This window comes from Flavobacterium algoris (assembly GCF_048158525.1).
Taxonomy (GTDB): Bacteria; Bacteroidota; Bacteroidia; order Flavobacteriales; family Flavobacteriaceae; genus Flavobacterium; species Flavobacterium algoris.
Window position 1 is genome coordinate 1 of sequence record NZ_JBLNKT010000003.1, and the last position, 20,419, is coordinate 20,419.

Genomic DNA, 20,419 nt, shown 5'->3' on the forward strand with positions numbered 1-20,419 from the left:
TTTTATTGGCAACAACATCCGATTGGACCCCTGCAATGGCAGTATCAGTTCCGGCTTTGTTGGAATCAACCGTAGTTTGAACCGAATTGATATTCGTTTGCAAAGTGGTATCCGCTAAATCGCTTGCCGTTTTATTGGCAACAACATCCGATTGGACTCCTGTAATGGCGGTATCGGTTGCGGCTTTGTTTGAATCAACGGTAGTTTGAACTGTATTGATATTCGAATGCAAAGCAGTATCAGCTGAAGCTCTTGTTCCAGTTTCTGTTGCCAAGTTAGCGGCAATTGTAGTTTCTGCTGCGGTAGCTCTGGTTAATTCTGTAGTTAAATTTGTTCCTAACGCAGTATCAGCTGAAGTTCTTACTCCAGCTTCTGTTGCCAAGTTAGCACCGATTGTTGTTTCTTCAGATTTAGCTCGTGAGATTTCCGATTCTAAACCTAAATTATTTGTTGAAACATTAGCGTCTACATATTCTTTTACTGATTTTACACTTGGATATTTTACATCAGAATCACCGTCAACAATAACATTTGTACTTTTATTTGAACTATTTTCTTTTGAACTTAATGCATTTAGCTCTGCTAAACTAAGAGGTTTATTTAAATCACTTGTATTATCAATATTTTCAATAACTAAATTCTTTCTTGCATCCAGAAGAGTCGTTGCATTTGTACCACCATTTTCAATAGAAACAACACCTACGACATTAGTGGCATTTATCGATGAATAGGCAAAAGGAACATAAGTAAATGGTTGATTGCTTATTTCTGTAAATGAAGAACAATTTCCATTTGTACTTATACCAACTACTAAACTTTTTTTCATGGAATCCCATAAAATAGTTTCAAAAGAAGTCGCATAACCATCTGTTTGTGATCCGGTTCCTATGATTAAATTGACCATACCGTATTGATCTGTTTTCGTTTGAATAACTTCTTGATATTCTAATTTTGAATATTCATCATAGAATTTAAACAATATACAAACATCCTTACTAACAAGTGGTGTATTTGAATTTACATCTGGTAATTGTTTATCATTAGGATTTAAAATTACAGCTTGATAGGTAATCCCATTGGTTTGTGCAAAACTTTTGGCACCTAAAAAAAGTATAAAAAGTAAAATTATTTTTCTCATAATTTAAATGAATTATTGTTAAAATGAATGCCGTGATAAAGTTGATTGGTATTGAATAATAACCTTCCTTAATTGTTTTTAGGTATTCTAAACTTGTATATAAAGTCAAGAATAAATCAAAAGAAAATGTGAAATTACACCTCAAATCTTATTCATAATTAATAAGATTTCCAGAAATTAATTTCTAGTTGAGATAATTTTATCGGAAAAATAATCGGGTGCAGTAATCAAAATAGTAAGTGGAAAGTAGTTTTTTATCATCGTTTTATAATTTTAGTATAATAATTGAAGTTATCCGTATTTAATCGAACTAAATATTCTGAACTAGGTAGTGACGGTAAATGAATAGTCAAAATAGTATTATTGGGTTTAATCTTTTGTTCAAAAACCAAATGCCCACTTATATCAAAAACATTTATGTTTATTAATTGATTAATTGGTTTTGAAAATTCAAAACTAACAGTTTCAATAAATGAATTTGGGTAAGTTGTCGTCTTGATATCATCTAATAAATTTGAAGAAATATATTTGCCCCAAACACTTTGCTGAAATCCCTGCATAACCACATACTTGTTACTAGAAGTACCTATAAGACTTTGTTGACCAATAGTCTGTGTTACGATCAAACCGTCTGGTATTTTTTTAGAGATTCCTTGTGAGGAAAGCATTTGGTGATGCAATACTTGACCATGGAAAGTTATAGTAAAAAATATAAGTAAATACCTCATAAAAATTATTTTTATCAAATTTAAGCTATATTATTTGCCGTTCATCGATAAAAATAGAAATGACTGATAATAACCATAATCAGTAACAGTTTTTCAGTTTTTAGTAACTAAAAACTGAAAATAAGTAGTTTAAAGACTCTTTCTATATCTGAGAACATAAAAATTAGGCGATATTTCATCTGTCCTTCTTAAAATATATAGCTTTAAAATAATTAGATATTCATATATAAATTATCTATTTTTAAAACATTAAAATTAAATATTTAAAATGCTGACAAATTTACTTTTCATCATTACTGGCCTTATAGGTTTACTGACCATTACCTTAATTTACAATAATTACGAATCAAATAAGATTATGAACTTTTATATAGTCTTACTGATAATCATAATGTCTTTACGGTTTTTCTTAAATGGGTTGACCTATTTTGTATCAGACTCCTCTTTTAAAAACATCTACTTTACCTATTCTAACTTTTCATCAGTTGTAATCCCACTTTGTTATTTGTATTTCAAAAATTTATTTGCAAATGAAAAAGTATTTAATACTAAGGAGTTATATCATTTCATATTCCCTTTGTCTTTTTCCATATTAGGGATTATACTTAATAATCAAGGTTTTCCAATACTTGGTTTAAAACTTTTTCTATATGCCGTCTTTATTTCATTTGTTGTTTTTTATAATGTACTATCATATCGAATATTAAAAAAAAATATTTGGTCAAAAAAAGGTGTAGTAAAAGTAATTATGAAACAAAATAAAGTGATTAATAACTGGGCTTCCTTTTTACTTATTGCACTTGTATTGATATCAATTAGACTTATCACAGCTCTTTTTATAGATCTATATTACAATCAAAGTATGAAAGGATTTAACTACCAATGGATCTCCTCTTGTATTTGGTTATTAATTTTAATTAAAATACTAATTACTCCAGAAATACTATATGGCTACAATGCGCTTAACAAGAAAATAAATGAAAATAAAAAAACTGATTTAGTTCTAAATGAAATTTGGAAAATAACTCCTAATATCAATTTAAATAATAGTCAACATAGTATTTTAAAAGAAAAAATAGACAAAAATATTCTAACATATATAGATCATATTGAAAAGTTATCTTTTGAATATGAAACTTTTAGAGACTCAAAAATGACACTTACTGATTTTTCTAACAAACTGAATATCCCAAAAAGTCATATTTCTTATATATTTAAATACCATTCAACAATTTCCTTTTCTGAGTATAAAAAAGTAATCCGAATTCACGATGCCATAAAGCATATAGAATTAAACTATTTAAAAACCAACACCTTAGACTCCCTATCAAAAAAGGTTGGATTTACTTCATACAATCCATTTTTTACTAGTTTTAAAGAGATATCTGGTGTTTCACCATTAGAATATTATAAAATGGTAAAAGTCGAATTTAACGAATAAAAAAAAAGGTTCAACAATAAAGTTGAACCTTTTTTATAGAATTAATCCAATTCTTATTTCTTATAATACTTTCTGTATTTTGGATACGAAACAGCTCCAAATAAAGCAATTGTACCTAATGAATACCAAATCCAACTCAATGACTTAGCTTCACCACTTGCGTACGAATGCAATCCTACCAAGTGAAAATTAACGCCATAATACGTAAACAAAATGGATACAAAAGCAAACATACTCATCAGGTTAAAAATCCATTTACCTCTTAAAGAAGGAACAAATCTGGCATGAATCACAAAAGCGTAAACCATAATACTGATTAAAGCCCAAGTTTCTTTTGGATCCCATCCCCAGTAACGACCCCAACTTTCATTAGCCCATTGACCTCCAAGGAAGTTTCCAATGGTAAGCATGATTAAACCAATAGTTAAAGACATTTCATTGATATAGGTAATTTCCTGAATATTCAAGTCCATCTTAACTTTGTTTTTTTCATTGGTAAACAAAATCAACAGAAGAGAAACAGTTCCTAAAATCATTCCTAATGCAAATGGACCATAACTCGCAACGATTACCGCTACGTGAATCATCAACCAATATGAATTAAGAACGGGTTGTAAATTAGCTATTTCAGGATCAATCCAGTTCATAAAAGCCGCAAACAAAATCATAGAAGTTACAAAAGCCGAAGCAGCAACAGTAAGTTTTGATTTTCTGTCAAAAGCCAAACCAAAAAACATCGTCGCCCAAGCCACATATATAATCGATTCATAAGCATTACTCCAAGGTGCGTGACCAGAAATAAACCATCTGGCTATTAACCCAATAGTATGCAACCCAAATAATATCCCAATGATTATATGAAAAGAATTAATTACAATACGTAAGGTCTTTTTTTCGAAAATGATATTAAGAATCGTAAACACAAGCATTAAACAGCCAATTGTAAAATAAGCCATGAAAAGATTCTTGAAAATATCGGATTTATTATACAAGATTTCCAATGAAATTTTATATTCACTTGGTCTTACTTTAGCTCCAAATTTTTTCTGAAAACCGTTTATACTTTCTAATAGCTCATTTGCCGTTTTATAATCTTTAGTATCAGCCGCGGCGTTTAAAGTTCCAAAATATAATGGTAATACACTTTTAGTATAAGTGGCATCCATTCCTTTCATTCCAGATTCATTCAATTCTAAATAGGAAATCCATTTGTTATTCGCATTATTCGGAATAGGGAAAATCTTAAGAATTCTTCCACTCAAAGCTGATTCCATTAGATTTACTTTCTTATCCGTCTCGATAAAATCCTTTTGAAATTGATCTGGATTTGCAGTTTTGAATGCATCATCCAAATAAGAAGACAGTTTATAATTTCCTTTCTCATCGAAAAAAGAGATAAAAGGAGCGTATTTTGCTTCCTTATCAATTCCTATAATCTTACGAATGCTATCATTACCTGCTTTAATATAAATAATAGGAACTTCAATCCAAACTTTAGCATATTGTGTCATAGACAATAATACCTGATCAGAATTCATGCCTTTATAGGTTTCCATATGACTTACTTTTCGAAGCAATTCAGATGAAAAAGTATTCACCGGTTTCATTCTTCCTCCAGCATCCTGAATAATTAATCGTCCAAATTTAGCTGCATGATCTTCAGGAACTTTGTATTTATTCAATAACGAATCAATTTGTTTCTCATTTGGAACTTGATGTTGATGCTCCTCATGGTTTTGAGAAAAACCATTAAAACTGAATAGCAAAACCAAAATAGTCAATAGGGTAGCCTTCTTCGTTTTTATGCTTTCCAGTTTTCTTTTCAAATCAGCAAAACGAGAATATTTGGTAAACATAATCGACATCATTGCAAAAAACAACATAAAATAACCGCTGTAAGTGATGCAGGTTCCCCAGAAATCGTGGTTTACAGATAATATCGTTCCCTTCTCGTCAGGATCAAAACCCGATTGAAAAAAGCGAAACTGCTTATAATCTAGAACATGATTCATATAAATTTGGGCATCAAATGAGTTTGTGGAATCCTGAACAGTAACTTTACTTTCAAACGAAGAATAACTTTTTTCTGTTCCTGGATACTTCTTAGCAAGAAATTTATTCAGTTTTATCTTGAATGGCAAAACGTAAGCTTTGCTTCCATAGAAAAAAGTATAATCTATATTTCCTATTTTTACTGTTTTAGATTCACCTATTTTTCCTTTGGAACCTAAAATTGTAACTTCTTTTTCTTTTCCGTCAGCCGTAACACTTAAAACCAAAGCATCTTCATGATTCTTAGCTTTAAAATCATTTTTAGATTGATAATCTATTACTCCTTTAACTGCTGGATCAGGAAATACAAAACGCATTTCGCCAATAGTGTATAAAGAACGCATCATTAATGGCTGCGCATCACCTTTAGTTACTTTTCCTTGCATTTTATCAATCATACGCATAAAATTACCTTCAAATGGCGTTTGGATAGTGCTGGTATTACCAGTAATAGTGATGTTTATTGCACCCTCAGTATATTTATTCAATGAAAATAAAACGTTATGGATATTTTGTATTTCACCTTCTTTCAGCATGTGTTCATGACGTCCGCCATCACCGGCTTCAACAATTTTGAAATATAAAGAACCTTTAGGGTCCGGTTTAATATATTCAGTAGCGCCCATAATGAAGTTTTTGTATTTTACTTCAAAATTAGTGTTGGCAAATTTATCTGAAATTGTAAAATTATTATTGGTAACAGGCGAAAGCAACAATGATTTTTCAAAAACTCTACGTTTCATTTCCCCTTTGTAATCTCCGTCAACAAAAACAGTAAGAAAGGTTTTATCTGAAAAAACTTGATTTTCTGCTGCGCCTTCGCGAATGGGCATCATTCCTTCATAACTGATATATCGGGTTACGAAAGCTCCCAAAAGGATAAATACGAAAGACAAATGAAGCAATAATGTAGCCCATTTTTCTTTTTTCAACAATTGATATCTTTTAATATTTCCAATGAAATTAATCATGAAAAAGACCATTATAGCTTCAAACCACCAAGCATTATAAACCAAAATTTTAGCAGTATCAGTGTTGTATTTACTTTCGATAAAAGTTCCTGTACCCATTGCGATTGCAAATGTTAAGAAAAGCATGGCCATTAATCGAGTAGAAAACAAAATAGAGGATATTTTTTTAATCATTTGTAAGGGATTACGTTTTATTAAAGTGCGACAAAAGTACTTAAAAATGTTGACTTCTATATTCGTACAATTGTTAATTTAATCCAAAAATACCCCTTTCTGTTTTTTGATAAAAAAGCATATTTCATTGCTAATTTCGGTTTATAAGCTATCCCAAATTCGAATAAAACTCTTAATATTTTTTTGCTAATTTTGTCAAATGATTAAAGTAATAATTATTGGCTCTGGAAATGTAGCGCAACATTTGATTGCGGCATTTCAGGATTCTCAAAATTTGGGATCAGAAATCGAATTGGTTCAAGTCTTTTCAAGGCAGACTGCGAATTTGTCGCACGTACTTGATTATGATAAAATCGCTGATGATTGGAATGCTTTGGTAGAAGCTGATTTGTATATCATAGCCGTTTCGGATGATGCAATTGCCGAGGTTTCTTCCCAACTTCCGTTCAAAAATCGTTTGGTGGTTCATACTTCCGGAAGTGTTTCTTTGAATGCTTTGGATGATAATAATCGAAAAGGCGTTTTTTATCCCTTGCAAACATTCACCAAAAATAAAGCCGTTGATTTTAAAACTATTCCAATTTGTTTAGAAAGCGAAAATGCAACTGATTTTCAATTATTGGATAAAGTGGCAAAAGCAATTTCTGACAAAGTTTTCGCTATCAATTCAGAGCAACGCAAAGCATTACATGTTGCTGCAGTTTTTGTAAATAATTTCACCAATCATCTGTACCAAATAGGAAGCGAAATTTGCCAGGAACATCAAGTTCCATTTGAAATTTTAAAACCTCTTATTGCCGAAACTGCCCAGAAAATAATGGTACTTTCACCAGAGGAAGCGCAAACTGGACCTGCAAAACGTAATGATAGTGCTACTATTGAAGCGCATGAAGCCTTTTTATCCAATGAAAATTATCTAAAAATTTATAAAACACTAACACAATCAATACAGCATAATGGCAAAAAGTTATAAAGAAATAATGAATGATATTACTACGTTTATATTTGATGTAGATGGCGTCCTTACTGATAGCTCCGTTTTTGTAACCAATGAAGGAGAAATTCTGCGCACCATGAATATTCGTGATGGTTATGCCATGAAAGCAGCTGTAGAAAGCGGTTATAATGTTTGCATTATTTCAGGAGGAAGCAATGAAGGTGTCAGAGTTCGACTAAGAAATCTAGGGATTACTGACATTCATTTAGGGACACCAAATAAAGTGGAAACATTTGATGAATACACTGATGTTTACAATATAAAGCCTGAACATGTTTTATACATGGGAGATGATATTCCTGATTATCACGTCATGAAATTAGTGGGATTACCTGCTTGTCCACAAGATGCAAGTCCCGAAATTAAGGCCATTTCAAGGTATATTTCACATAAAAATGGTGGGAAAGGTGCCGCTCGTGATGTAATCGAGCAAGTGATGAAAGCGCAAGGAAAATGGATGGCACATTTTGATGGGAAACACGATTGATTAGTAATCAGTGATTAGTTTTTTAGTAATCAGTTGCGATGATTAATAAAAAGTAATTTATTTCAATTTTATATGAACAATAAAAACTGACCACTGAATACCAGCTCCTCCTATCTGGACACTAAAAAACTAATCACTGAACACTAATATGAAGTTCCTAAAACTCATTCGATACCAAAACCTACTCATGCTTGCTTTTATGCAGTTTGTTTTTAGGTATGCTTTTTTTAAATTTCAGAATATTTCTTTGACTCTAAATGATTGGCAATATGGATTATTAGTCCTGTCTACCATTTTACTAGCAGCCGGCGGATATGTTATTAATAATATATTTGACCAAGATACGGATACCATAAACAAACCCAATAACGTAATTGTTGGTAAAAGTATTTCTGAAGCAAAGGCTTACAATATATATGTTGTCCTTAATTGCATTGGTGTTGGTATTGGTTTTTATTTATCGAATGTTATACAGAAACCTGGCTTTGCTTCCATCTTTATTTTAATTGCCGCAACACTTTATTTTTATGCTACAAGTTTAAAAAAAATGATACTCATTGGGAATGTTATTGTTGCTTTATTACTCGCGTTTAGTGTAATTATCATTGGTATTTTCGATTTATATCCAGCAACTTATGAAGGCAATCAACAGGAAATGGCAGTGATTTTTTCCATTCTTCTTGATTATGCTTTGTTTACATTTATTCTTAATCTCATTAGGGAAATAGTGAAAGATTTAGAAGATGTAAATGGCGATTACAATCAAGGAATGAATACATTACCTATTGCAATAGGAATCAACCGAACTTCAAAAATAGTTTTTGCGTTAAGTTTCATTCCTGTTTTAGCTATTCTTTTTTATATAAACAATTATCTTTTTCAGTTGCAGTTTACCACACTTTATTTAATGCTTTCAGTATTAGGACCGCTTCTTTATTTTACTTTTAAAATTTGGAATGCAAAAACAAAAAAAGACTTTTCTCAATTGAGCTTATTACTAAAATGGATTCTCTTTTTCGGGATTGTATCCATTGTTATTATTACCATAAATATGAAATATAATGCTTAGAAATAAATTAAAAAAATACAACCTGATTCTAGCTTCCGGTTCTCCAAGACGCCAACAGTTTTTCAAAGATTTAGATTTAGATTTTGAAATCAAGTTAAAAGAAATCGAAGAAATTTATCCTCCTGAACTAAAAGCGGCGGAAATCACTGATTATTTGGCTGAATTGAAAGCCAGTGCTTTTGAAGGTGAATTGCAACCCGGAGATATTCTAATAACAAGTGATACGATTGTTTGGCATAATAATAAGGCTTTGGGTAAACCAAAAGATCAACAAGATGCTTTTGAAATCCTAAAATCATTATCCAATACTACCCATGAAGTAATTACCTCGGTTTGTTTCAAAACTACTTTAGCAACAACGGTTCTTAATGAACTGACAAAAGTTACTTTTAATGAATTAAGTGATGAAGCCATTCTCTATTATCTTGAAAATTACAAACCGTATGACAAAGCGGGTGCTTATGGAATTCAGGAATGGATTGGTTTTATTGGTGTTTCAAAAATTGAAGGATCCTATGCCAATGTTATGGGTATGCCAACCGATAAAGTTTATGAATATTTTTGTAAATTAGCATCAAAACCGGAAATATGATTTTTTTAAATGATTTTACACGAGAACTAATTGGAACTGGAATTGTTTTAGTTTTTTTAATTTCATTGCGAATTATCTCTACAAAACTGGTAAGACGCTATGCTAAATCTAGTCATACTATTGAGCATCGAACTAATTTAGTTATCAAATACATTCATTTATTAATTAATATCCTCACGGTAAGTGCTTTAATAATAATATGGGGAGTTCAAACTAAAGATATTTTCATTGCACTTTCCTCTGTTACAACCATTGTTGGAGTTGCAATGGTTGCCCAATGGTCCATTTTGAGTAACATCACATCTGGTATTATTTTGTTCTTTTCTTTTCCGTTTAAAATTGGTGATGTAATAAAAATTCATGATAAAGATTTTCCTATTGAAGCTGAAATTCAAGATATTGGGGCTTTTCATGTCTACTTAAGAACCCATGATGGAGAAATGGTCATCTTTCCTAATAATTTGCTTTTGCAAAAAGGAATTTCAATTATGAAAAATCATTTTGATGATAAAGAATTCATAGATTAATTTTACTTTAAATACTTCACTCTTATTCACTCTATTACTGAATTTATAGTTTTATAAGTGTAAATTATATAACTATTTTAAAAAAATCTATAATGCTTTAGATTTTTTATTCTATCATATTTGCTTGTTAAATTTAGAAATAGTTTTAACATCTATAAAAAACTAAAATATGAACGAAATAATAAAACTCCCTTTCTACGCAAAGCTTGCATTGGTATTATTAAGCTTAATAAGTCTTACCTATATTTTTTATATCGGCCAAAACATATTAATCCCAATATTGATGTCGTTTTTATTTGCTATATTATTAAGACCAATCGCTCTTTTTTTTAAAGTCAAATTACGTTTTCCTCATGTTTTAGCAGTAATGATTTCAGTACTTCTTTTTGTGGCTGTTATTATAGGTGTTTTTACATTTATATCTTTTCAAATAAGTACAATCATTGATGATTTTGATAAAATTGAAAAAAACATTACAATACATTTTAGCCATATTCAACAATTCATAAAAGAGAATTTTCAAATCAGTTCCAGAGAACAAAATAAGTACCTTGATAATGCTACTAAAGATTCAATGGAAAAAGGAAAAGAAATTATAGGAACGACCTTATTATCTTTTACTGATACCCTTTTGAATATAACTTTAATCCCTATTTATACTTTTTTAATCCTTTTGTATAGAACTCATTTTATGTTTTTTTTATCCAAATTATTTAAAAAAGAATATCATACTGAATTGCAGGACATCTTAAATCAAATTAAAGTTGCTGTAAAAGGGTATATCGTAGGTTTAATTTTAGAAATGATAGCTGTTTCTGCATTAACGACTTTAGGATTTATGATTATTGGTGTCAAATATGCTATTCTATTAGGAATTATTACTGGAATTCTAAATCTTATACCATATATAGGAATTCTTTTTGCCGGAGTTTTAAGCATTGTTGCCTCACTTACCGGCACTCCTGATTTGTCTATTATGATTGGTGTTATCGTTGTAAATATAATAGTTCAATTAATAGACAACAATATTCTTGTTCCAATGATTGTAAATTCAAAAGTAGAAATCAATGCTTTTGTTTCTATAATAGGCATTATCATTGGCGGTACAATTTCAGGGATTTCAGGAATGTTTTTAGCAATTCCAATATTAGCTATTTTAAAAGTAATTTTTGACAGAATTGAATCCTTAGAACCTTGGGGCTATTTAATGGGTGATCATTTACCCAAAACCTATACGTGGCGCAATATAAAATTACCCCTTTTTGATTCAGATTCATCGACAGAAACAATCATAATTAAAACAGATATTGCGGTTCCAATATTTACGGAAACAACGACAGAAACGACGACAGAATCTGATATAAATCGGACTGAAAACTAGGCGCTTAAATTTAAAAATCTATTTTAAAGTTAATTTTTTTAAGATGCTTCAAAAACAAAAACTGATTTTATTTTTTTTACTTTTTTGTAGCTTTCAGATTTCTTTTTCGCAGGTAAATAAGCCCAAAAAAGATTCTTCTGAAGTGTACAAGGATATTCAAACCTATTCCAAAAAAAGAAAGTTCACAAATATGTTGCATCATTTAATTTTTGAACCCGTTAATGTAAAAACTAAAAAGAAAAAAGTAATACACAAAAAGTACCTTGCTTTTGAAGGTAGAACCATTAGAAATATAAACATTACAACGCTTGATCCGTTTGGATTTTCAGAAATTGATTCTACCAGAGAAGCTCGAAATTGGGCAGAAAGAAGCGGAAACAGAATACACATTAAGACAAATAAACTGGCAATTCAAAATTTATTGCTCATCAGAGAAAATGAACCATTGGACTCCTTATTAGTAAAAGAATCAGAACGTTTGATTAGAACTCAAAGATTCGTTAGCAGAGTTAGTATAACGCCTCAATTAATTAAAAACAATCCTGATTCAGTTGATGTTTATATTCGGGTATTGGATACTTGGAGCATTATTCCAAAAGGATCCATTTCTAATTCCAGAGCAACTTTCGAATTAAATGAACGAAACTTTTTAGGATCTGGCCATGAAATTGACAATGAATATAAAACCAGGTTCAGCGATGGAAAAAAAGCTTATAGTTTAACTTATAGTATTCCCAACATTAAGAATACATTTATCAAAACTACTTTTAATTATCATATTGATTTAGATAATTATTATGGTAAAAGTGTGAATATTGATCGTCCATTTTATTCTCCTTTTGCAAAATGGGCCGCTGGAATTTACATTGATCAGCAATTTAGGAAAGATACACTTCAGGATTCCAATTTGATATATGCCAAACAAAATTTTAAATACAATTCACAAGATGTATGGGTGGGACACGCTTTTAAAATTTTTAAAGGAAACACTGAGGGAGACAGAACCACAAATCTAATTTTATCAGGGCGCTTTTTAAATATAAAATACATAGAAAGTCCTACAATAGTATATGATCCAATCGATTTCTATTCTGGAGAAAAATTTTTTCTTGCTGGAATCGGTGTTACTTCACGACTATTTGTTGAAGACAAATATATTTTTAAAAATGGAGTTATAGAGGATGTTCCCATTGGGAAAATTTATGGAATAACCGGCGGGTATCAATATAAAAATAACACTGGTCGATTCTATCTGGGTTGTCGAGCTGCTTTTGGGAATTTTTACAAATGGGGCTTTTTAAGTACCAATATGGAACTAGGTTCTTTTTTTGATAAATCGACCACAAACCAGACAGCTTTTTCTTTTCAGGCAAATTATTTCACTAATTTAATTGACATTGGAAAATGGAAATTAAGACAGTTTATTAAGCCTCAACTTATTTTAGGGATAAACCGGTTAAATTCTATTGGAGATAAGTTATCAATTAATGAAAATAATGGACTAATTGGTTTTACAAGTGCTGAATATGGTACTCAAAAAGCAGTGTTGACTTTACAAACTCAAGCGTATTCTCCCTGGGATTTATGGGGATTTCGGGTAAATCCATATTTTAACTATTCAATTGCTATGCTTGGAAATTCTCAAAAAAGACTTGGAGAAAATAAAGCATATTCAAAAATTGGGATTGGTTTTATTATAAATAATGATTATTTAGTATTTAGTTCTTTCCAAATATCACTTTCTTATTATCCATCAATTCCAGATATCGGAGAAAATGTGTTTAAAACTAATTCTTTTGAGACTACTGATTTTGGTTTTCAGGATTTTGAATTAGCAAAACCTCGCACTGTCATTTATAAATAATAAAAAACACAACCCACTAATTAAAAGGGAATTACAAAAATTAAATATTTCCATTTCTAAAGTGTGAATTATATAATTTAATACAATAATTCTATAAGTCCCTTATTTCAGTTTCGCTTTATCTTTACATTAATAAAAAACATATCAACTAATCCTAAAAAAAACAAGATGAAAAAAGTTACCTTTTATTTAATGATGATGGTATTATCATTAAGTGCAATTCCAACCACTACTTTTGCTGCTGAAAAAAATCCAATTACAGTAACAAGCAATACAAAAGAAATTCCAGAAAACGTTAAAACAATGCTTTCTCGTTTAGATGAAATTAAAGCAATGGATAAATCATCTATGAAATCATCAGAGAAAAAAGCCCTTCGTAAAGAAGTTCGTGCCATTAATGCTGAGTTAAGATCAACTGGAAACGGTGTTTATCTATCAGTTGGTGCAATTATAATCGTTATCCTTTTATTGATCCTTTTATTGTAATCCGGTTTCCAAAATAAAATTTAAAGAGAAGCTATATTACTTCTCTTTTTTTATGAAAACTAAAAATCCAATAATAGATTATCCATTTTAAACTGGCACAATTGTTGGATTTACACAAAAAGTATTGACTTAAATAGTGAATATAAAATAATTATTAATTAAATATTTGAAGAATGAAAACATTAAAATTAATTGCGGCAGGAATAATCCTTTTAGTAACAAGTTCGATACATGCACAAGTTTCAGTAAATGTAAATATAGGTACAGCTCCGTCATGGGGTCCCTCAGGATATTCTAATGTAGATTATTATTACTTACCTGATGTAGAAGCTTATTATGACATAAGAGCAACACAGTTTATTTATTTTAATGGAGGAAGATGGATCCGTTCAAGATACTTACCTGGACAATACAGAAACTACGATCTGTACAATGGATACAAAGTTGTATTGAATGATTATCATGGTTCAAGACCTTACAGTTACTTTAAAAATCATAAAGTAAAATATTACAAAGGATATCATGGTGCTCCTCAAAGAGCTATAGGTTCAAGAGGGAATAACAATAATAAAGCATATAAAAATAACGGTAATAATGGCAACCACGGAGATAACGGAAATCAAGGTGGCAGAGATGGTGGTCATGAAAAAGGAAATGGAAAAGGAAATGAAAAAGAAAATGGTGGCCATGGAAATGGGAAACATTAAGACTGATTCATACAATCAAAAAGAGAGTCCCAAATTGGGACTCTCTTTTTGATACAACCTCTAATAAAATGATTTAAAAGTGGTCCTTTAATTTTTAGCCTATTACTATCGATATTCTTTTTTTTAGTTTTGAAAATATTATTTTGACATACAATTATATGAAATTTATTATTAATTATTTTTTATATTTACAGGAACAATAGTGTTTAATCAAAAACAGAAACAAGATGAAAAAAGTTACCTTTTATTTAATGATAATGGTACTATCATTAACAGTTATTCCAACCAATAGTATTGCTGCCGAAAAAAATCCAATTGCAGTAACAAGCAATACAAAAGAAGTTCCTGAAAATGTTAAAACGTTGCTTTCTCGTTTAGATGAAATAAAAGCAATGGACAAATCTTCAATGAAATCTTCAGAGAAGAAAGTACTTAGAAAAGAAGTTAGAGCCATTAAAGCTGAGTTAAGATCAACTGGAAACGGTGTTTATTTATCAGTTGGAGCTATTATAATTATAATCCTTTTATTGATCCTTTTACTATAATTAAATTTTAAAAAATAGAATCAAAAGAGAAGCTTTACCGCTTCTCTTTTTTTTAGCAATCAAATCTTAATTAAATGTTAAAAAATCTATATTGGCACAGTTGTTGGCTTGACTAAAAAGTATTGACAAATTGAGTTAATATAAAATTATTACTAATTAAATATTTGAAAAATGAGAACATTAAAATTAATCGCCGTAGGAATTATACTTTTTGCATCCAGTACAATACATGCACAAGTTTCAGTAAGTTTAAACATTGGTACACGGCCAGATTGGGGTCCTTCAGGATATGCCGAAGCTGAGTATTATTATTTACCAGATGTTGAAGCTTATTATGATGTAAGAGCAACTCAGTTTATTTATTTTGGAGAAGGAAGATGGATTCGATCAAGATATTTACCGAGACAATATAGAAATTACGATTTATATGGTGGATACAAAGTAGTCTTAAATGATTATCACGGTTCAAGACCTTACAGAAACTTTGATAATGATAGATCAAGATATTACAGAGGGTACCGTGGTAATGATCAAAGAAATATAGGTTATAACAATAATCGCAGAGAATATGACAATCGCAGAGACGATGATAACAGAAGAGACGATCGTAGAGAACATGATAATCGCAGAGACCACGATAACCGTAGAGGTAATGAAGGTAATGGACGAGGAAATGGTAATGGACACGGAAGACACTAATACTTTATAAGTTATCAAAAAAATGATCAAAAAAGAGAGAGCCAAAATTGGTTCTCTTTTTTTTATTAAATCAAATTTTTATTTTAAAGAAAACCAAAAACATTTCAGAAAAAATTATTTAATTCCTACATTTGAAGCTATTGCAAATTAAATTCAAAATAATGCAAAAAAAACACCTGCAAGCGATTCTACTATTTCTTTTTTGTTTTCAAATAGCAATCGCTCAACAACCTCAAAAATTAAATTCTGTTGAAATTTATAATCAAATTCAAAAACTTAATTTTTTAGGCTCAGTACTTTATATAGCTGCTCATCCTGATGATGAAAATACCCGCTTGATTTCTTATTTATCAAATGAGACTAAAGCAAGAACTGGCTACTTATCACTAACGCGAGGTGATGGAGGGCAAAATTTAATAGGTCCACAATTGCGCGAATTATTAGGAGTAATAAGAACTCAAGAACTTATAGAAGCCAGAAAAATTGATGGTGGTGAACAATTCTTTTCCCGTGCCAATGACTTTGGTTTTTCTAAAAATCCAACTGAAACATTAGAAATTTGGGACAAACAAAAAGTACTCTCTGATATAGTTTGGGCTATTCGAAAATTTCAACCTGATGTAATCATCAATCGGTTTGATCATCGTTCTCCAGGAACTACACACGGTCATCATACTGCATCGGCAATGTTGAGCGTAGAAAGTTTTGATTTAGCCAATAATCCAACCATTTTTCCGGAACAATTAAAATTAGTGCAACCTTGGCAACCCAAACGCCAGTTTTTTAATACCTCATGGTGGTTTTATGGTAGCAAAGAAAAATTTGATGCCGCTGATAAATCAAATTTGATGGAGATGCAAATAGGCACTTATTTTCCATCAATTGGAAAATCAAATCAGGAAATTGCCGCTTTAAGCCGCAGTCGCCATCAATCACAGGGTTTTGGCAGTACCGGAAGTCGTGGTGAGGAAACCGAGTATTTAGAATTTATAAATGGCGAACCATTAAAAAATAAATCTTCAATTTTTGAAGGAATCGACACGAGTTGGAACCGTGTAAAAGGCGGGAAACCTATCGGAGAATTATTGACAACCATCGCCTCTCAGTTTGATTATACAAATCCTTCGGCCAGTATTCCAAATTTGGCGAAAGCCTATACGATGATGCAATCTTTAGACGAAAAGCATTGGACCACATTAAAATCTTCTGCAATAAAAGAAATTATTGCTGCTTGTTCCGGATTGTATCTTGAAGCAGTTGCCCAAAACCAGGAAGCAACTCCCGGTAGCATTGTAAAACTAAAAATTGAAGCAATAAATAGAAGTATTATTCCGATACAATTAATGAGTGTCACCACTTTACCGGAAGAGAAAAACACGCCTCAAAATGCAGCTTTAAATACTAATATTTTAAAAAACATCAACCTCGATTTACAATTACCGACAACAATAGCATACACACAACCATATTGGTTAAAAGATAATGGAACAGTAGGAATGTACACGGTAGATGATCAAAAGAACATTGGAATTCCTGATATCATTCGGGAAGTAAAAGTGGTTTTTAACATGCAAATCAATGGAATTGATATTCCTTTTGAGCGAACCGTTGTCTATAAATACAATGATGGCGTAAAAGGCGAAATGTATAATTATTTAGATATAGTTCCTGAAATAACCACCAGTATTCTGGATAAAGTAGCCCTTTTTAAGGATAACAAAAATAAAACTGTAGCAGTAAAAATCAAAGCTGGAAAAGATGCCGTAAAAGGTAATTTACAACTGGAATTACCAAGTAACTGGATGGTTTCTCCAAAAATAATTCCTTTTAATTTAGAAAAAAAGGGAATGGAGCAAATCGTTTATTTTGAGGTTACTCCACCAAATCAGCCCAGTGAAGCTGTCGCCAAAAGTATTGCTGTCATTGACAATACACAATATGATAAGGACCAAATCATAATCGATTACAATCATATTACCAAGCAACAAGTTTTGAAACCAGCTGAAGCAAAATTTATCAAACTGGATTTAAAAACGAATGAGGAACGCATTGGTTATATCATGGGAGCCGGCGATGAAGTTCCAAAAAGCTTATCGCAAATGGGCTATAAAGTAACACTGCTAAAACCCGAAGAAATAACTCCTGAAAAATTAGCTTATTTTGATGTAGTGATGACTGGAGTTCGTGCATATAATACAGTTAAATTATTGGCAAACAAACAAAGTATTCTTTTTGATTTTATCAAAGAAGGGAAAACAATGATTGTACAATACAATAACCCAAATGATCTTGTAACCCCAAACATAGCGCCTATCGCCCTAAAAATTTCTGGAGACAGAGTTACCGAGGAAAATGCTGAAGTTCGATTTTTAGCACCAAATCATCCTATAATGAATTTCCCAAATAAAATCACTTCAAAAGATTTTGAAGGCTGGAAACAGGAACAAGGATTGTATTATCCTAATGAATTTGATAAAGCCTTCACTCCTATTTTATCATCAAATGATAAAGGGGAAACACCAAAAGATGGCGCTTTATTAGTCGCTCCTTATGGAAAAGGGTATTATATTTATACCGGTTTAAGTTTGTTCAGAGAATTACCTGAAGGTGTTCCGGGCGCTTTTAGATTAGTATCAAATATGATTTCGCTGAAATCGCCCGTGACCATTCCTGCTCAAAAAATCAAGAATTAAAACAATCCAAAATGGAAACAAAAAAAATAAAAACTTGGAAAAAAAACTATACATGGGTTCTCGTAGCCAATGTTATCTATATTTTGATTTTTTATCTAATAATGGAAATATACTCTTAAACTATGCAACTATTTGATTGGATTGTACTTATAGTCACTTTACTATTTATTGTAATTTATGGCGCTTGGAAAACAAAAGGAAGTAAAAATGTAGAAGACTTTATTCTGGGCGGTAATGAAACACCTTGGTATGTGGTTGGTCTTTCGGTTATGGCCACACAAGCCAGCGCGATTACTTTTCTTTCAACTCCAGGGCAAGCCTATCATGACGGAATGGGATTTGTACAATTCTACTTTGGATTGCCAATTGCCATGGTGGTTATTTGTGTCACTTTTATCCCAATATACCACAAATACAAAGTCTATACTGCTTATGAATACCTCGAAAAACGATTTGATTTAAAAACCCGCTCGCTTGCCGCAATACTTTTTTTATTTCAAAGAGGTTTAGGAACTGGTTTAACCATTTATGCACCAGCTATCATTTTGTCCGCAATATTGGGTTGGAACCTTACCGTAATGAATATTATTATTGGTTTATTGGTAATCATATACACCTTTTCCGGAGGGACGAAAGCCGTAAACGTAACTCAAAAACAGCAAATGTTTGTGATTATGTCCGGAATGTTAATCACCTTTTTTCTGATTTTACATTATTTGCCAAATGATATGACTTTTAGTAATGCAATGCATATTGCTGGTGCAAATGATAAAATGAACATTGTTAGTTTTTCAACTGATCCAGAAGAAAAATACACATTTTGGAGTGGAATAACTGGAGGTTTTTTCTTGGCATTAGCCTATTTTGGCACCGATCAATCTCAGGTAGGACGTTATTTATCAGGAAAATCAGTTCGGGAAAGTCAAATGGGATTGATTATGAATGGGTTATTAAAAGTACCTATGCAATTTTTCATTTTGCTTACTGGAGTTATGGTTTTTGTTTTTTTCCAATTCAATCCAGTACCTTTGAATTTTAATCCAAACAATAAAATAATTGTTGAGAAATCCCAATACAAAGGCGAATATCATGTTTTAGAAAAAAAACTGGATGCTTTATCCGAAGATAAAAAGGTGATTAATTTATTGTATATCGATCAACTCAATCAGGATTATGATAACCCGATTCTTCGAAAAGAATTAGTAGCCTTATCTAATAAAGAAAAAGATTTGAGAGATCGCGCCAAAGAAATTATCCTAAAAGCTGATATTCATAGTGAGACCAACGATAAAGATTATGTGTTTTTTCACTTTATTCTTAATTATTTACCCAAAGGACTTATTGGTTTATTGCTTGCCGTGATTATTTCTGCAGCCATGTCATCTACAGCTTCTGGACTAAATGCATTAGCATCGACTACAGCGATAGATATTTACAAACGCAATTTAAAGGCAGAAAAATCAGAAAAGCATTATCTTAATGCTACGAAGTTTTTTACACTGGTTTGGGGAGTTATTGCCATTCTTTTTGCTTGTATAGGCACGTTATTCGAAAATTTAATTCAATTGGTAAATATCATTGGTTCCATATTTTACGGCACCGTTTTAGGGATTTTCTTAGTTGGTTTTTATATCAAACAAGTTCATGCTAAAGCCATTTTTAGCAGTGCCATTTTTAGTCAATTAACCATTTTTATAATTTATTATTTTGCTATTTACATTTACCCAAGTGGAGAAGAAAAACTCGGCTATTTATGGCTCAACTTCATTGGTGCGATGTTAACTATTGTGATTTCGTTACTTTTACAATGGACCATTTTCAGAAAGCAAAAAGAATTAGTTATTGATTAGCTCAAACAAAAAAATCCC

The 20,419-nt window shown here is 31.1% G+C and carries 17 protein-coding genes; 14 read left to right on the plus strand and 3 right to left on the minus strand.

The annotated features are described in order from the left end of the window. Together ACM55I_RS01990 and ACM55I_RS01995 are read right to left on the minus strand one after the other, a co-directional pair. A partial coding sequence (locus ACM55I_RS01990; protein WP_416845109.1) for a hypothetical protein occupies positions 1-1,138 on the minus strand: 1,138 nt, incomplete at its 3' end. A 257-nt stretch (positions 1,139-1,395) separates the two neighbouring features. Then, positions 1,396-1,866 (minus strand): T9SS type A sorting domain-containing protein, encoded by a 471-nt coding sequence (locus tag ACM55I_RS01995; RefSeq protein ID WP_416845110.1) that lies wholly within the window; start codon positions 1,864-1,866, stop codon positions 1,396-1,398. Between the two features lie 748 nt (positions 1,867-2,614). Between ACM55I_RS01995 and ACM55I_RS02000 the strand changes: the two genes are divergently transcribed. After that, complete coding sequence (locus ACM55I_RS02000; protein WP_416845111.1) at positions 2,615-3,307, plus strand: helix-turn-helix domain-containing protein; 693 nt, start codon at positions 2,615-2,617, stop codon at positions 3,305-3,307. Positions 3,308-3,360: 53 nt separating this feature from the next. On the opposite strand, the gene ACM55I_RS02005 is transcribed toward ACM55I_RS02000, so the two are convergent. Next, entirely contained in the window at positions 3,361-6,504 is a 3,144-nt protein-coding gene (locus ACM55I_RS02005) for a cytochrome c biogenesis protein CcsA (protein ID WP_416845112.1), read from the minus strand. A 199-nt stretch (positions 6,505-6,703) separates the two neighbouring features. Between ACM55I_RS02005 and ACM55I_RS02010 the strand changes: the two genes are divergently transcribed. The 13 genes from ACM55I_RS02010 to ACM55I_RS02070 all read left to right on the plus strand — a co-directional run bounded on the left by ACM55I_RS02010 (position 6,704) and on the right by ACM55I_RS02070 (position 20,401). Further along, positions 6,704-7,477 carry a Rossmann-like and DUF2520 domain-containing protein gene (locus ACM55I_RS02010; RefSeq protein WP_416845113.1) on the plus strand — a complete coding sequence of 258 codons (774 nt, stop codon included), beginning with the start codon at positions 6,704-6,706 and terminating at the stop codon, positions 7,475-7,477. Further along, on the plus strand, positions 7,461-7,988 hold the full coding sequence (locus ACM55I_RS02015) for a KdsC family phosphatase (protein ID WP_416836894.1): 528 nt from the start codon (positions 7,461-7,463) through the stop codon (positions 7,986-7,988). The genes ACM55I_RS02010 and ACM55I_RS02015 overlap by 17 nt, the downstream gene beginning before the upstream one ends. A 148-nt stretch (positions 7,989-8,136) precedes the next feature. Beyond that, positions 8,137-9,057 (plus strand): geranylgeranylglycerol-phosphate geranylgeranyltransferase, encoded by a 921-nt coding sequence (locus ACM55I_RS02020; protein ID WP_416845114.1) that lies wholly within the window; start codon positions 8,137-8,139, stop codon positions 9,055-9,057. Further along, positions 9,050-9,649 (plus strand): Maf-like protein, encoded by a 600-nt coding sequence (locus tag ACM55I_RS02025; RefSeq protein WP_416845115.1) that lies wholly within the window; start codon positions 9,050-9,052, stop codon positions 9,647-9,649. The genes ACM55I_RS02020 and ACM55I_RS02025 overlap by 8 nt, the downstream gene beginning before the upstream one ends. Next, on the plus strand, positions 9,646-10,176 hold the full coding sequence (locus ACM55I_RS02030; RefSeq protein ID WP_416845116.1) for a mechanosensitive ion channel domain-containing protein: 531 nt from the start codon (positions 9,646-9,648) through the stop codon (positions 10,174-10,176). Before ACM55I_RS02025 ends, ACM55I_RS02030 begins: the two co-directional genes overlap by 4 nt. A 169-nt stretch (positions 10,177-10,345) precedes the next feature. Further along, the gene (locus tag ACM55I_RS02035) at positions 10,346-11,557 is read left to right on the plus strand and encodes an AI-2E family transporter (RefSeq protein WP_416845117.1); all 1,212 of its coding nucleotides are present in this window, start codon (positions 10,346-10,348) and stop codon (positions 11,555-11,557) included. 43 nt (positions 11,558-11,600) lie between these two features. Further along, positions 11,601-13,421, plus strand: a complete 1,821-nt coding sequence (locus ACM55I_RS02040; RefSeq protein WP_416845118.1) for a BamA/TamA family outer membrane protein — start codon at positions 11,601-11,603, stop codon at positions 13,419-13,421. A gap of 168 nt (positions 13,422-13,589) precedes the next feature. Beyond that, on the plus strand, positions 13,590-13,907 hold the full coding sequence (locus ACM55I_RS02045) for a hypothetical protein (protein WP_416836888.1): 318 nt from the start codon (positions 13,590-13,592) through the stop codon (positions 13,905-13,907). A 173-nt stretch (positions 13,908-14,080) separates the two neighbouring features. Beyond that, complete coding sequence (locus tag ACM55I_RS02050) at positions 14,081-14,614, plus strand: hypothetical protein (RefSeq protein ID WP_416845119.1); 534 nt, start codon at positions 14,081-14,083, stop codon at positions 14,612-14,614. A gap of 227 nt (positions 14,615-14,841) precedes the next feature. Beyond that, positions 14,842-15,159, plus strand: coding sequence for a hypothetical protein (locus tag ACM55I_RS02055; RefSeq protein WP_416845120.1), 318 nt, complete (start codon positions 14,842-14,844; stop codon positions 15,157-15,159). Between the two features lie 171 nt (positions 15,160-15,330). Beyond that, complete coding sequence (locus ACM55I_RS02060) at positions 15,331-15,858, plus strand: hypothetical protein (protein ID WP_416845121.1); 528 nt, start codon at positions 15,331-15,333, stop codon at positions 15,856-15,858. A gap of 161 nt (positions 15,859-16,019) precedes the next feature. After that, positions 16,020-18,551 carry a PIG-L family deacetylase gene (locus ACM55I_RS02065; protein WP_416845122.1) on the plus strand — a complete coding sequence of 844 codons (2,532 nt, stop codon included), beginning with the start codon at positions 16,020-16,022 and terminating at the stop codon, positions 18,549-18,551. 122 nt (positions 18,552-18,673) lie between these two features. Next, a complete protein-coding gene (locus ACM55I_RS02070) occupies positions 18,674-20,401 on the plus strand; it encodes a sodium:solute symporter family transporter (protein WP_416845123.1) in 1,728 nt (575 codons plus the stop codon). Positions 20,402-20,419 lie beyond the last annotated feature (18 nt).

What these genes read in the sequence shown, in the direction of transcription:
- ACM55I_RS01995 (WP_416845110.1), bottom strand. Translation starts at nt 1,866, where the DNA reads ATGAGGTATTTACTTATATTTTTTACTATAACTTTCCATGGTCAAGTA.
- ACM55I_RS02000 (WP_416845111.1), top strand. Translation starts at nt 2,615, where the DNA reads ATGAAACAAAATAAAGTGATTAATAACTGGGCTTCCTTTTTACTTATT.
- ACM55I_RS02005 (WP_416845112.1), bottom strand. Translation starts at nt 6,504, where the DNA reads ATGATTAAAAAAATATCCTCTATTTTGTTTTCTACTCGATTAATGGCC.
- ACM55I_RS02010 (WP_416845113.1), top strand. Translation starts at nt 6,704, where the DNA reads ATGATTAAAGTAATAATTATTGGCTCTGGAAATGTAGCGCAACATTTG.
- ACM55I_RS02015 (WP_416836894.1), top strand. Translation starts at nt 7,461, where the DNA reads ATGGCAAAAAGTTATAAAGAAATAATGAATGATATTACTACGTTTATA.
- ACM55I_RS02020 (WP_416845114.1), top strand. Translation starts at nt 8,137, where the DNA reads ATGAAGTTCCTAAAACTCATTCGATACCAAAACCTACTCATGCTTGCT.
- ACM55I_RS02025 (WP_416845115.1), top strand. Translation starts at nt 9,050, where the DNA reads ATGCTTAGAAATAAATTAAAAAAATACAACCTGATTCTAGCTTCCGGT.
- ACM55I_RS02030 (WP_416845116.1), top strand. Translation starts at nt 9,646, where the DNA reads ATGATTTTTTTAAATGATTTTACACGAGAACTAATTGGAACTGGAATT.
- ACM55I_RS02035 (WP_416845117.1), top strand. Translation starts at nt 10,346, where the DNA reads ATGAACGAAATAATAAAACTCCCTTTCTACGCAAAGCTTGCATTGGTA.
- ACM55I_RS02040 (WP_416845118.1), top strand. Translation starts at nt 11,601, where the DNA reads ATGCTTCAAAAACAAAAACTGATTTTATTTTTTTTACTTTTTTGTAGC.
- ACM55I_RS02045 (WP_416836888.1), top strand. Translation starts at nt 13,590, where the DNA reads ATGAAAAAAGTTACCTTTTATTTAATGATGATGGTATTATCATTAAGT.
- ACM55I_RS02050 (WP_416845119.1), top strand. Translation starts at nt 14,081, where the DNA reads ATGAAAACATTAAAATTAATTGCGGCAGGAATAATCCTTTTAGTAACA.
- ACM55I_RS02055 (WP_416845120.1), top strand. Translation starts at nt 14,842, where the DNA reads ATGAAAAAAGTTACCTTTTATTTAATGATAATGGTACTATCATTAACA.
- ACM55I_RS02060 (WP_416845121.1), top strand. Translation starts at nt 15,331, where the DNA reads ATGAGAACATTAAAATTAATCGCCGTAGGAATTATACTTTTTGCATCC.
- ACM55I_RS02065 (WP_416845122.1), top strand. Translation starts at nt 16,020, where the DNA reads ATGCAAAAAAAACACCTGCAAGCGATTCTACTATTTCTTTTTTGTTTT.
- ACM55I_RS02070 (WP_416845123.1), top strand. Translation starts at nt 18,674, where the DNA reads ATGCAACTATTTGATTGGATTGTACTTATAGTCACTTTACTATTTATT.